At 64.8% G+C, this 13,346-nt stretch carries 11 protein-coding genes; 6 read left to right on the top strand and 5 right to left on the bottom strand.

Annotated elements, in window-relative coordinates; translation table 11 throughout:
• Positions 1-123 precede the first annotated feature (123 nt).
• Both trpB and trpA read left to right on the top strand, forming a co-directional pair.
• Positions 124-1,338, top strand: a complete 1,215-nt coding sequence (trpB, locus tag BLT86_RS19780) for a tryptophan synthase subunit beta (RefSeq protein ID WP_017676332.1) — start codon at positions 124-126, stop codon at positions 1,336-1,338.
• Entirely contained in the window at positions 1,335-2,144 is an 810-nt protein-coding gene (gene trpA / locus BLT86_RS19775) for a tryptophan synthase subunit alpha (RefSeq protein WP_017676331.1), read from the top strand. Before trpB ends, trpA begins: the two co-directional genes overlap by 4 nt.
• 73 nt (positions 2,145-2,217) lie before the next feature.
• On the opposite strand, the gene BLT86_RS19770 is transcribed toward trpA, so the two are convergent.
• Together BLT86_RS19770 and ybaL are read right to left on the bottom strand one after the other, a co-directional pair.
• On the bottom strand, positions 2,218-3,654 hold the full coding sequence (locus BLT86_RS19770) for a SulP family inorganic anion transporter (protein WP_017676330.1): 1,437 nt from the start codon (positions 3,652-3,654) through the stop codon (positions 2,218-2,220).
• A gap of 182 nt (positions 3,655-3,836) precedes the next feature.
• Positions 3,837-5,567: a YbaL family putative K(+) efflux transporter gene (gene ybaL / locus BLT86_RS19765; protein WP_017676329.1), complete on the bottom strand. Its 1,731-nt coding sequence runs from the start codon at positions 5,565-5,567 to the stop codon at positions 3,837-3,839.
• Between the two features lie 281 nt (positions 5,568-5,848).
• Here ybaL and BLT86_RS19760 point away from each other — a divergent pair, with 281 nt between their 5' ends.
• Complete coding sequence (locus tag BLT86_RS19760; protein WP_231976553.1) at positions 5,849-6,697, top strand: SDR family oxidoreductase; 849 nt, start codon at positions 5,849-5,851, stop codon at positions 6,695-6,697.
• Here the strand turns inward: BLT86_RS19760 and dkgB are convergent.
• Positions 6,636-7,439: a 2,5-didehydrogluconate reductase DkgB gene (dkgB, locus tag BLT86_RS19755; RefSeq protein ID WP_017676327.1), complete on the bottom strand. Its 804-nt coding sequence runs from the start codon at positions 7,437-7,439 to the stop codon at positions 6,636-6,638. The two genes, BLT86_RS19760 and dkgB, sit on opposite strands and share 62 nt — an antisense overlap.
• 207 nt (positions 7,440-7,646) lie before the next feature.
• On the opposite strand from dkgB, the gene BLT86_RS19750 reads away from it, so the two are divergent.
• Positions 7,647-8,540, top strand: a complete 894-nt coding sequence (locus BLT86_RS19750; RefSeq protein WP_017676326.1) for a LysR substrate-binding domain-containing protein — start codon at positions 7,647-7,649, stop codon at positions 8,538-8,540.
• Positions 8,541-8,806: 266 nt separating this feature from the next.
• Here BLT86_RS19750 and pbpG read toward each other — a convergent pair whose 3' ends face one another.
• Both pbpG and BLT86_RS19740 read right to left on the bottom strand, forming a co-directional pair.
• On the bottom strand, positions 8,807-9,709 hold the full coding sequence (pbpG, locus tag BLT86_RS19745; RefSeq protein ID WP_017676325.1) for a D-alanyl-D-alanine endopeptidase: 903 nt from the start codon (positions 9,707-9,709) through the stop codon (positions 8,807-8,809).
• Positions 9,710-9,821: 112 nt separating this feature from the next.
• Positions 9,822-10,742: a choline sulfate utilization transcriptional regulator gene (locus BLT86_RS19740; protein ID WP_017676324.1), complete on the bottom strand. Its 921-nt coding sequence runs from the start codon at positions 10,740-10,742 to the stop codon at positions 9,822-9,824.
• Positions 10,743-10,855: 113 nt separating this feature from the next.
• On the opposite strand from BLT86_RS19740, the gene betC reads away from it, so the two are divergent.
• Both betC and choX read left to right on the top strand, forming a co-directional pair.
• Entirely contained in the window at positions 10,856-12,364 is a 1,509-nt protein-coding gene (gene betC, locus BLT86_RS19735) for a choline-sulfatase (protein ID WP_017676323.1), read from the top strand.
• A gap of 49 nt (positions 12,365-12,413) precedes the next feature.
• A complete protein-coding gene (choX, locus tag BLT86_RS19730) occupies positions 12,414-13,334 on the top strand; it encodes a choline ABC transporter substrate-binding protein (protein WP_017676322.1) in 921 nt (306 codons plus the stop codon).
• The last annotated feature ends 12 nt before the right edge of the window (positions 13,335-13,346 follow it).

Below are 13,346 nucleotides of genomic sequence, written 5' to 3'. Positions count from 1 at the left end.
TGACTTTTCCTGACATGTCAGGGCAATCTAATCGCTTTTCAGCCTGCCCGCCAGGGGTAGAATGGCGCCATTGCCAATCCTCCTGTCCGCTTGTGGGCAGAGGACCCAGACAGGAGCTCGATCATGACCTCATTTCGCACCGGCCCCGACGCTCGCGGCCTGTTCGGCCGCTTCGGCGGTCAGTTCGTCGCCGAAACCCTGATGCCGCTGATCAACTCGCTGGCGGCCGAGTATGAGAAGGCCAAGAACGATCCAGTCTTCCTCGAAGAACTCGCCTACTTCCAGCGCGACTACATCGGCCGTGCCAGCCCGCTGTACTACGCCGAGCGCCTCTCCGAGCACTTCGGCGGAGCGAAGATCTACCTCAAGCGCGAAGACCTGAACCACACCGGCGCGCACAAGATCAACAACTGCATCGGCCAGATCCTCCTGGCCAAGCGCATGGGCAAACAGCGCATCATCGCCGAGACCGGCGCTGGCATGCATGGCGTGGCCACCGCCACCGTGGCTGCACGTTTCGGCATGCAGTGCGTGGTGTACATGGGCACCACCGACATCGACCGCCAGCAGGCCAACGTCTTTCGCATGAAGCTGCTCGGCGCCGAGGTGATCCCGGTCACGGCCGGCACCGGCACCCTCAAGGACGCCATGAACGAAGCCCTGCGCGACTGGGTGACCAACGTCCACAACACCTTCTACCTGATCGGTACCGCCGCCGGTCCGCATCCGTACCCAGCCATGGTGCGCGACTTCCAGTCGGTGATCGGCAACGAAGTGCGCGAGCAGATCCTGGGGAAGGAAGGGCGCCTGCCCGACTCGCTGGTCGCCTGCATCGGCGGTGGCTCCAACGCCATCGGCCTGTTCCACCCCTTCCTCGATGACGAAGGCGTGCAGATCGTCGGCGTCGAGGCAGCTGGCCATGGCATCGATACCGGCAAGCATGCGGCGAGCATGGCCGGTGGCGCACCGGGCGTGCTGCACGGCAACCGCACCTTCCTGCTGCAGGACGAGGACGGCCAGATCACCGATGCCCACTCGATTTCCGCCGGCCTCGACTACCCCGGCGTCGGCCCGGAACACGCCTGGTTGCACGAGATCAAGCGCGTCGAGTACGTGCCGATCAGCGATGACGAAGCCCTCGAAGCCTTCCACCACTGCTGCCGCCTGGAGGGCATCATCCCGGCCTTGGAAAGCGCCCACGCGCTGGCCGAAGCCTTCAAGCGCGCACCCAAGCTGCCCAAGGATCACCTGATGGTGATCAACCTGTCCGGTCGTGGCGACAAGGACATGCAGACCGTGATGCACCACATGCAGGACAACCAGGAGAAGCACGCATGAGCCGCCTGCAGAACCGTTTCGCCGAACTGAAAGCGGAAAACCGCGCCGCGCTGGTGACCTTCATCACCGCCGGTGACCCCGACTACGCCACCTCGCTGAGTATCCTCAAGGGCCTGCCGGACGCTGGCGCCGACGTGATCGAGCTGGGCATGCCCTTCACCGACCCGATGGCTGATGGCCCGGCCATTCAGCTCGCCAACATCCGCGCACTGGCCGGCAAGCAGGGCATGCAGCAGACGCTGCAGATGGTTCGTGAATTTCGCGAAGGCAACCAGAGCACGCCGCTGGTGCTGATGGGCTACTACAACCCGATCTTCGTCTACGGCGTCGAACGCTTCATCGCTGATGCCAAAGAGGCCGGCGTCGACGGCCTGATCGTGGTCGACCTGCCGCCGGAGCACAACGACGAGCTGTGCGAGCCAGCGCAAAGCGCGGGCCTGGACTTCATTCGCCTGACCACGCCGACCACCGACGACGACCGCCTGCCCACCGTACTGGCCGGCAGCTCCGGCTTCGTCTATTACGTGTCGGTGGCGGGTGTCACTGGCGCCGGTGCGGCGACCATGGATCATGTCGAAGAGGCAGTGGCGCGCCTGCGTCGCCACACCGACCTGCCGCTGTGCATCGGCTTCGGCATCCGCACCCCGGAGCACGCCGCCGAAGTGGCCAAGCGCGCCGAGGGCGCGGTGGTCGGCTCGGCGCTGATCGACAAGATCGCCGAGGCGAAAAGCCCGCAGCAGGCCATCGACGGCGTACTCGGCCTGTGCCGCGAACTGGCTGAAGGGGTGCGTGGCGCGCGCCGCTGATCGTCCTCGATGCAAAGAAAAACCGCTGCTCCTGGCGACAGGGCAGCGGTTTTTTCGTTACGGCATCAGCCGTCTACTCGCCAGCACGCTTGAGCAACTGCTTGCAACGCTCGGACAGGTGCACCACACGCAAGTGCTTGCCGGCGCGCTCGTAGCGCTCACGCAGAGTCTTCAGCGCGGCGATGGCCGAGTAGTCGACGAAGCTCAGGTGGCGGCAGTCCAGGGTGACCTGCTGCGGGTCATCGGCCGGCTCGAACTGCGCGAGGAAGGTGGTGCAGGAGGCGAAGAACAGCGTGCCGTGGGCACGGTAGAGCTTGCTGCCATCGGTCTGCATATCGCTGTCGGCATACAGCTCGCGGGCGTGCTGCCAGGCGAAATTGAGCGCGGCGATGACGATGCCGCAGAGCACGGCGGTGGCCAGGTCGGTGGCGACGGTGATGGCGGTCACCGCGACGATCACCAGCACATCGTTGGCCGGCACCTTGCCGGCCACGCGCAGCGAACCCCAGGCGAAGGTCTGCTGCGCCACCACGAACATCACGCCGACCAGCGCCGCCAGCGGGATACGCTCGATCAGTGGCGAGAGGAACAGCACGAAGAGCAGGATCATCGTCCCGGCGACCACCCCGGACAGGCGCCCGCGCCCGCCCGAACTGAGGTTGATCACGGTCTGGCCGATCATCGCGCAGCCGCCCATGCCGCCGAACAGGCCGGAAGTCATGTTGGCCACGCCAAGGGCTACACACTCACGATCCGGGTGGCCGCGGGTGGCGGTGATCTCGTCGGTCAGGTTCAGCGTCAGCAGGGTTTCCAGCAGACCGACCAGGGCCATCAGCACGGCGTAGGGGGCGATGATGATCAGAGTGTCCAGCGTCCAGGGAATGTCCGGCAGCACCAGGCTCGGCAGGCCGCCGGCAATCTGCGCCATGTCGCCGAGGGTGTGAGTGGGTAGATCCAGCAGATAGACCAGCGCACCGATGCCGAGAATCGCCACCAGCGCCGGCGGCACGGCGCGGGTCAGCCGCGGCAGCAGGTAGACGATGACCATGGTCAGCGCCACCAGGCCGAGCATCAGGTACAGCTCCTTGCCTTGCAGCCAGTGGCCGTCGTGCTGAAAGTGCTCGAGCTGAGCCAGGGCGATGATGATCGCCAGGCCGTTGACGAAGCCCAGCATCACCGGATGCGGCACCATGCGGATCAGCTTGCCCAGGCGCAACAGGCCGAACGCCAGCATGATCAGGCCGCCGAGCAGCACCGTGGCCAGCAGGTACTGCACGCCGTGCTGCACCACCAGGGCGACGATCACTACCGCCATCGAGCCGGCGGCGCCGGAGATCATGCCGGGCCGGCCACCGAACAGGGCGGTGAGAGTGCAGATGATGAAGGCGCCGTACAGGCCCATCAGCGGGTTGACCTGGGCCACCAGGGCAAAGGCGATGCACTCGGGCACCAGGGCGAAGGACGAGGTCAGGCCGGCCAGCAGGTCAGCGCGTAGGCGTGCGGGTTTCATGGAGTCTCGGCAAGCCGGCGGGGGCCGGGCGATGGCAGCGGAACGAAAAGGGGCGCGCATGGTAGCGCCCGAGCGCTCGTCCGTCATGCCCGATGCCGACTGTTCAGACGATAGTTGCCACACCTACGGATATGAAGCAGCCGCTGCTGGATCGCTCCAGCAGCAGCTCGCTCATCGCGGTCTCAATGGCTGTGTGTCGGACTCTGCCCCACATTTGCCTGAGCCGGGGCGAACTTGGAAAGGACGTGGTCCTTCATCCCGCGCGCCAGTTCTTCCTCGTCGAAGAACACCTCGCCAAAACCTTCGCGGCGGAAGATTTCCACCGCATCGGCGCTGTGGGTGCGGATCACGACTTCCACCTGCGGGTTCAGCGCCCGCGCGGTTTCGACCATGCGCTGCACGTTCAACGGATCGGGCGTGGCGATCACCAGCATCGACGCCTTGGCGATATGCGCCTGGATCAGCGTGCCCGGCTCGGCCGAATCACCGCTGACCGCCGCGATGCCCTGGCCGCGGATCTGCTCGACGCGCTCGCGATTCTGCTCGACCACGACGAAGGGAATGCCGCGCTCCAGCAGAGCCTTGGCGATGCGTCGACCTACCCGGCCGTAGCCAACCACCACCACTTGCCCCTCGAGGTACTTGCGCTCGGTACTGGCCGGCAGCACTGCCAGCGGGTCTTCACGAAATTCGAGGCGTCGCGCCAGGGCAGAACGCCGCAGCGCCAGCTCTTTGATCGGTTTGATGCAGGCGAACACCAGTGGATTGAGAGCGATGGAAATCAGCGCGCCAGCCAGCACCAGGCTCATGCCCTCGGCCGAGAGCAGACCAAGGTCCTTGCCCAGTCCCGCGAGGATGAAGGAGAACTCGCCGATCTGCGCCAGGCTCGCCGCCACGGTCAGCGCCGTGCTCAGCGGGTAGCGGAAAGCCAGAACCAGTAGCGCCGCCGCCAGGCCCTTACCGACGATGATGATGGCCACCACGGCTAGAACGCGCAGCGGCTCTTCGACCAGCACGGCCGGCTCGAACAACATGCCCACCGAGACGAAGAACAGTACCGAGAAGGCATCGCGCAGCGGCAGCGACTCCTCGGCCGCACGGTGCGAGAGGTCTGACTCGCGCATCACCGTACCGGCGAAGAACGCGCCAAGCGCGAAAGACACATGGAACAGCACCGCTGCACCATAGGCGATGCCGATAGCAGCGGCGACGACGGAGAGCGTGAACAGCTCGCGAGAACCGGTCTTGGCGATCTGCAGCAGCAGCCAGGGCAGCACGCGGCGCCCGACTACCAGCATCAGCGCAATAAAGCCGGCTACCTGCAGCAGGGTCATACCCAGCACCTGCCAGAGCGGCGTACCGGCATCGGCACCGATCACCTTGCCGCCGAGCATGCCGGCCAGGGGCGGCAACAGCACCAGCACCAGTACGGTGGCCAGGTCTTCCACCACCAGCCAGCCTACGGCGATACGGCCATTCATCGAGTCGGTGATGCCGCGCGTATCCAGCGCCTTGAGCAGCACCACAGTGCTGGCGCAGGACAGCGACAACCCCAGCAGGAGACTTTCACCGAAGGTCCAGCCCCACCAGCTGGCCACACCAAGCCCGAGCACGGTGGCCATGCTCATCTGCACCACCGCGCCCGGTAGGGCGATTTTCTTCACGGCCAACAGGTCTTTCAGGGAGAAGTGCAGGCCGACGCCGAACATCAGCAACATCACGCCGATCTCCAGCAACTGCGGCGCCAGTTCCATGTCCGCAACCATGCCGGGGGTCGCCGGGCCTAGCGCGATGCCCGCCAAGAGATAACCCACCAACGCCGGCAGCTTCAGCTTCTCCGCGATAAAACCGAAGATCAGAGCCAGACCAAAGCCACCGGCCAACATGGTGATGAGAGATATGTTGTGCTCCATCGCACCTCCTGTTTGCGTGAGTTTTCCTATCGCAACATCTGTGCCGCGACCAGATATACCCCAATAGAATAAGAAACAAATCTTATATCACGCTTTCATTCTTCCTACTTTTCCAGTCAGCTACTGGTTCAGCAAGCGTTGTGCAACGTACCCGTTGGATACCTACAACGCCCGGAATAGACGCGAATGACCGGCATGTACCATTCATCGGAAGAAACCCGCGCTAGCGAGCCCGCCGCAAATTCGGCAACCTGAAGGCAAGCAAGACGAGGAGCCCCGCCATGAGCAAGAATCTACTGATCACTGGTGCCAGCCGCGGCATCGGTCGCGCTACTGCCTTGCTGGCCGCCGCTAGCGGCTGGACGGTCGGGGTCAACTACCGCAACGACCGTGCCGCCGCCGATGAGGTGGTGGCGCAGATCGAGGCCATGGGCGGCAAAGCCGTCGCCCTGCCTGGCGATGTGGCCAATGAGGAGGATGTACAGCGCCTGTTCGAGGCCATGGACAGGCTCGGCTCGCTGCACGGTCTGGTGGTCAATGCCGGCATCGTCGCCCCGCCCATGCCGCTGCTGGAGATGAGCGGCGAGCGCTTGCAACGGATGTTCGACGTCAATGTGCTGGGCAGCTACCTCACCGCACGCGAGGGCGCCCGACGCATGGCCCGCAGCCGCGGCGGCGAGGGTGGTTCGATGGTGCTGGTGTCGTCGGTGGCCGCCAGTCTTGGCGCGCCCTTCGAGTACGTCGACTACGCCGGCGCCAAAGGCGCGATGGACGTGCTGACCCGCGGCCTGGCCAAGGAGTTGGGCGGCGAAGGCGTGCGGGTCAACGCCGTGCGCCCGGGGCTGATCGATACCGAGATTCACGCCAGCGGCGGCCAGCCGGACCGTGCCGAGCGCCTGGGCAAGGCGACACCGTTGGGCCGCGCCGGGCGTGCCGAGGAAGTCGCCGAAGCCATCGTCTGGCTGCTCGATGACAAGGCCAGCTACACCACTGGCGCGCTGATCGATATCGCCGGCGGGCCGATAGAGCCCAGGATCGCGCCTAACGCCCCTGCTACACTCGCAGAACTCAATCCCAGTGCGGCGCGAAGCCCGGGTTGGCGACGCGCTCGCCACGCTCCAGAGCCTTGATTGCAGCCATGTCCTCGGTGCTCAAACGCAGCTCGGCGGCGACCAGGTTGGCGGCCAGATTGTCGCGTTTGGTCGACGACGGAATCACCGCATAACCCTGCTGCAGCGACCAGGTCAGGGCCACCTGCGCCGGGCTGACGCCATGGCTAGCGGCGATGCGCTGGATCACCGGCTCGGCCAGCACCTTGCCGTAGGCCAGCGGCATGTAAGCAGTCAGATGGATGCCCTGCTGACGGGCGAATTCCACCAATTTGCGGTTCTGCAACAGCGGATGGATTTCCACCTGATTGGTGGCGATTTCGTCCACCCCCACGGCCTCGATGGCCTGGCGCAAATGGGCGATGGTGAAGTTGGACACGCCAATCGCTGCGGTCAGCCCCTGGCGCTTGGCTTCCAGCAGCTCGCCCAGATACTGCGCCACGGGAATCTCATCGTTCGGCGACGGCCAGTGGATCAGTGTCAGATCGACCCGCTCCAGGCCCAGGCGCTGCAGACTTTCCTGCAAACTGGCGATCACCCGACCGCTGCCGAGGTTCTCGGTCCAGATCTTGGTGGTGACGAACAGCTCGTCACGCGCCACGTTGCTGGCGGCGATGGCCTGGCCGACCGCGGCCTCGTTACCGTAGATCTGCGCCGTGTCGATATGCCGGTAACCCAGCTCCAGGCCGGTATGCACCGAGTCGATGGCCACCTGGTCCTTGAGGCGGAAGGTGCCAAGACCGAAGGGGGGAATGAATTTCATGACGAATGTCCTCATCAGGTCGTGAATGGATGGCCGATCAGCAGACCGACGCTGGAACTGAATGGTTCGGCCTGACTCAGCGGATAAAAGTTGCAGGCCGAAGGCAAAGGGCGGGCAGCAGGCAGGCTTGCTGGGGAGCAGTATCCGCGCCAGACTCATGCGAAAAAACCTAACAAGCCAGCAAACACTTTTGACTGAAGATCAACAATGAAGACCAGCCTGGAAGAAATGCTCGCCTTCGTCAGCGTGGTCGACTGCGGCTCGATCAGCGCCGCAGCCGAGCAGCTCGAGCAAACCGCGTCCGGCGTCAGCCGTGCCCTCAGCCGGCTGGAGGAAAAACTCGCCGTCACCTTGCTACGCCGCACCACGCGGCGTCTGGAATTGACCGAGGAGGGCGAGGTGTTCCTGGCCCAGGCGCGGCGTATCCTCGCCAGCGTCGAGGAAGCGGAGGAACAGATGACCCTGCGCCGCCAGGCACCGGCCGGGCGTTTGCGCATCAACACCGCCTCGCCTTTCATGCTGCACGTGATCGTGCCGCTGATCGGCGAATTTCGCGCGCTTTATCCGCAGATCGAGCTGGAACTGAACAGCGACGACCGCATCATCGATCTGCTGGAACGCCGCACCGACCTGGCCATCCGCATCGGCAACCTGCCGGACTCCAGCCTGCACGCCCGACCACTGTGTCACAGCCGCCGCCGCGTGCTGGCCAGCCCCGATTACCTGCGCCGCCATGGCACGCCGACACTTACCGAGGATCTGACCGGGCACAGCCTGATCGGCTTCACCGAGCCGGACAGCCTCAACGAATGGCCGCTACGCCACGCCCTCGGCGAGCGCTGGCGCATCACACCGAGCCTGCGCGCCTCCAGTGGCGACACCATTCTCGAACTGGCCCTGGCCGGCCAAGGCCTGGTGTGCCTGTCGGACTTCATGACCGATGCCACCCGCACCAGCGGCGCACTGGTGGAGGTGCTGGCCGAGCAACGCGTGGAGGTGCGCCAGCCGATCAACGCGGTGTACTACCGCAACACCGCGCTGGCGTCGCGCATCACCTGCTTTCTCGATTTTCTCAGCGAGCGGCTGGGCTGTCCGAGCTGAAGCACACCACGACTGAGGAAAATCGACCGTAGCCCGGATGCAATCCGGGGCCTGAGCTGCGGGTTCCCCGGATTGCATCCGGGCTACGGCAGGCATAACGAAAAGGGCGACTCATCGAGTCGCCCTTTTTCCGATGGCCGGCGTAGGAGCCGCGCCCGCGGCGAATGCTACGGGGCTGGCGACGCAGAAGTCCGAGGCTTCGCCCCCGAGGCGGGGCTCCTACACTTTTGCGTCTCGTGCTGGCCCTGCAGGGCGTGCACAGCGTCTTACTGCGCGGCCTGCAGGCTCCACTCGGCCAGCTTCTGCTGCTTGTAGCTGAGCGCCGCAGCCGGCACCGGGGTGACCTTGCCAGTCTCCATCCAGCGCTTGAGGCGGTTGGCGTCGGCCATGTGGGTGTACTTGCCGAATGCACCGAGTACCACGAAGGCCACCGGACGGTTGGCGATGGTGGTGGCCATCACCAGGCAGCGACCGGCGGCATTGGTGAAGCCGGTCTTGCTCAGGTTGATGTTCCAGTCGGGCTTGCGCACCAGGGCGTTGGTGTTGCGAAAACCCAGGGTGTAGTTGGGCTTGCGGAAAGCCACGGTGGCTTCGGAGTCGGTGCTGAACTGGTGGATCAGCGGATACTGGTTGGCCGCCTTGACCATCAGCGCCAGGTCACGGGCCGTGGCGACGTTCAGTTCGGACAGGCCGGTGGGTTCGACGAAGTGGCTGCTGTGCATGCCCAGCGCCTTGGCCTTGGCGTTCATGGCTGCGACGAAGGCGGCGTGACCACCTGGGTAATGGTGCGCAAGACTGGCGGCAGCGCGATTCTCCGAGGACATCAGCGCCAGGTGCAGCATTTCGCGGCGCGTGATTTCACTGCCGATGCGCACGCGGGAGAACACACCCTGCATTTCCTGGGTGTCGCGGATGGTGATGGGCAGCATCTCGTCCAGCGGCAGCTTGGCGTCGAGCACCACCATGGCGGTCATCAGCTTGGTGACCGAGGCGACCGGCAGGCGCAGGTCCGGGTTGCTGGAATAGAGCTCCTGGCCGGTCTTCAGATCGATCAGCAAGGCACTACCGGCGGCCAGCTCCTGCTTCGGCTGGGCAGGCGCGGCCTGGAGGTTCGAAACAACAAGGCTGCCGCACAGCAGCAGGCCCAAAATCGAATGACGGAGTTTCACGGTTCACTTCACCGGTTGGAGTGTGGGGGCCGCTGGCAGACGTGGAAAACGACCGGCTAGAGCGGCGGCGATCAGTATAAGGATCACGCTTGGCTATTGCAGTATGGCCCGATCAAACGGTTGCTGCTGGCGAATCCAGCTCGGCCTGCAACCAGTCGACGAAACGCGCGGTCAGGCGCTGGCGACGCTTGCGCTCGGGTAGCACCAGGTAATAGCCACGCGCCGAATGCGCCTCGGCCTCACCCAGACGACAGAGCAGCCCCTGAGCCAGAAGTTCATCCACCAGGTGGCGCCAGCCGATGGCCACGCCCTGCCCGGCAATCGCCGCCTGGATCAGCAGGGTGTAGTTGTCGAAACGCAACGCGCCGGGTGTCGGCAGGCTGGCGATGCCGAGGGCGCGGAACAATCCCTCCCAGTCGAACCAGCGCGAGCGGTGCTCGGGGCGCAGGTGCAACAGCGGCAGCTCGGTCAGAACCTCCGTCGGCAGCGGTAGCTGACGTTCGCCGAGCAGACGCGGGCTGCACACCGGAAACACCTCTTCGCGGAACAGCAGGTGCGCTTCGCCATGCTTGAAACGACCGTCGCCAAAACGGATCGCCACGTCGATGTCGCTGGGTACCGTGGCCGGGTCGCGCTCGCTGGTGATCAGGCTGACGTCCACCTCCGGGTACAGGCGGTTGAAGCGCTGCAGGCGCGGCATCAACCAGTAGGCGGCGAAGGCGAAGTCGGTGGCCACCTGCAGCACTTCATGCTGCTGGCGCGCGGTGACGGCGACGAGCCCGGCATCGAGGCTGGCCAGCCCTTCCTGCACATGCGCCAACAACAGCTCGCCGGCCTCGGTCAGCACGATGCCCCGATAGACGCGATCGAACAGGCGCGTGGCCAGTTGCTGCTCCAGACGCTTGATCTGCTGGCTGATCGCCGGCTGGCTGCTGCCCAATTCACTGGCGGCGGCGGTGAAACTGAGCTGGCGCGCGGCCGACTCGAACACCCGCAGCGCGTCGAGCGACAGCCCATCGATGGCTTTAAACATAAGCTCTGCTTATCCGAGGCATGTTTCACAGCCGGGTTTACCCTGCTGCCGTTCTACCGGAATCATGGAGCCAGCACTGTCGCATAAACCAATAGTATGGAATAGCCGCCACCATGAAGCGCCCGAATATCCTCTTCATCATGGCCGACCAGATGGCCGCGCCGATCCTGCCGCTGCACGACGCCGCCTCGCCGGTGCAGATGCCCAACCTGATGAAGCTGGCCGAGCAGGCCGTGGTGTTCGACTCGGCCTACTGCAACAGCCCGCTCTGCGCGCCGTCGCGCTTCACCCTGGTCAGCGGGCGGCTGCCATCGAAGATCGGCGCCTATGACAATGCCGCCGATTTCCCCGCCGATGTGCCGACTTACGCCCATTACCTGCGCCGCCTCGGCTACCGCACTGCGCTATCGGGCAAGATGCACTTCTGCGGCCCGGACCAGTTGCACGGTTACGAGGAGCGCCTGACCAGCGACATCTATCCCGCCGACTACGGCTGGGCGGTGAACTGGGACGAGCCGGACGTGCGCGCCAGTTGGTACCACAACATGTCCTCGGTGCTGCAGGCCGGCCCCTGCGTGCGCAGCAACCAGCTGGATTTCGACGAGGAGGTGGTGTTCAAGGCCCGCCAGTACCTCTACGACCACGTGCGCATGACCCCGGATCAGCCGTTCTGCCTGACCGTGTCGATGACCCACCCGCATGACCCCTACACCATCCCCCGCGAATACTGGGATCGCTACGAGGGCGTGGACATTCCCATGCCGCGCCAGCACATCGAGCAGACCGAACAGGACCCGCACTCGCAGCGTCTGCTCAAGGTCATCGACCTGTGGGACAAACCGCTGCCCGAGGACAAGATCCGCGACGCCCGCCGCGCCTACTTCGGCGCCTGCAGCTATATCGACGACAACATCGGCAAGCTGCTGAAGACACTTGAAGAATGCGGCCTGGCCGAGGACACCCTGATCGTCTTCTCCGGTGACCACGGCGACATGCTTGGCGAGCGCGGCCTCTGGTACAAGATGCACTGGTTCGAAATGTCCGCCCGCGTGCCGTTGCTGGTGCATGCACCGCAGTGCTTCGCCGCGCGCCGGGTCAGCCAGTCGGTCTCCACTCTCGATCTGCTGCCAACGCTGGTGGAACTGGCCGGCGGCCAGGTCGAGCAGGGCCTGGAGCTGGAGGGTCACTCGCTGCTACCGCACCTGCAAGGCAAGGGTGGCCACGACGAAGTACTCGGCGAATACATGGCCGAAGGCACGGTCAGCCCGCTGATGATGATTCGCCGCGGGCCATGGAAGTTCGTCTATTCCGAACAGGACCCGCTGCTGCTATTCAACCTGGACAATGACCCGCTCGAGCGTCAGAACCTGGCCGAGTGCGGCGAGCACAAGGGCATCCTCGCCGGCTTCCTGGCCGAGGCCCGCGAGCGCTGGGATATTCCGGCCATCCACGCCGCCACCCTGGCCAGCCAGCGCCGTCGCCGCCTGGTGGCCGAAGCACTGAGCCAGGGCAAGCTGACCAGTTGGGATCACCAGCCCTGGGTCGACGCCAGCCAACAGTACATGCGCAACCATATCGATCTCGACGACCTGGAACGCCGCGCCCGTTTTCCCCAGGTATGAACCTTTTCCCACTGCCGCCCCCAAACCAGAAGAAAAAAGGAGAGACGCCATGAACCGATTCAGTGTGCTGTTACTCGCGGCAGCGCTCACCAGCGCCGGCGACGTCTGGGCCGAGGACGCCGCCTGTGCCACGGTCAAGCTGGGTGACCCGGGCTGGAGCGACATCGCCGTGACCAACGGCATCGCCAGCTTCCTGCTCGACGGCCTGGGCTACAAGGCGCAAACCCAGACCCTGGCCGTGCCGATCATCTTCGCCGGCCTGCAGAAGGGCCAGGTCGATGTATTCCTCGGCAACTGGATGCCGGCGCAGCAGAGCAATTACGACAAGTTCGCCGCCAGCGGCGAAGTGGACAAGCTGGCGCAGAACCTCGAAGGCACCGAGTACACACTGGCCGTACCAACCTATGCCTATGAGGCCGGGGTGAAGACCTTCGCCGACCTCGACAAGCACGCCGACAAGTTCGGCAAGAAACTCTACGGCATCGCCTCCGGCTCACCCGCCAACGAGTCGATCAGGCAGATGATCGCCGCCGACGAATTCGGCCTGGGCGACTGGACGCTGGTGGAGTCCAGCGAACAGGCGATGCTGGTGCAGGTCGGCCGCGCGGTGAAACGCGACCAGTTCGTGGTGTTCCTCGGCTGGACGCCACACCCGATGAACGTGCAGTACGACATGAAGTACCTGAAAGGCGGCGAGAAGTATTTCGGCGACAGCGGCCAGGTCAACACCCTGGCGCGCAAGGGCTACGCCGCGCAGTGCCCCAACGTCGGCAAGCTGCTGAGCAACCTGACTTTCACCCAGGAGATGGAGAACAGCATCATGGATCAGGTGCTGAGCAAACAGGCCAGCAACGACGCCGCGATCAAGGCCTGGCTCCAGGCCAACCCGCAGGTACTCGATGGCTGGCTGCAGGGCGTCACTACCCGCGACGGTGGCGACGGTCTGGCCGCTGTGAAGGCGCGGCTTTGAATTAACCGCGGC

It is taken from the genome of Pseudomonas sihuiensis, assembly GCF_900106015.1.
GTDB lineage: Bacteria > Pseudomonadota > Gammaproteobacteria > Pseudomonadales > Pseudomonadaceae > Aquipseudomonas > Aquipseudomonas sihuiensis.
Note: the sequence above shows the minus strand (reverse complement) of the source record. Positions and strands in the feature narration are given on the sequence as shown.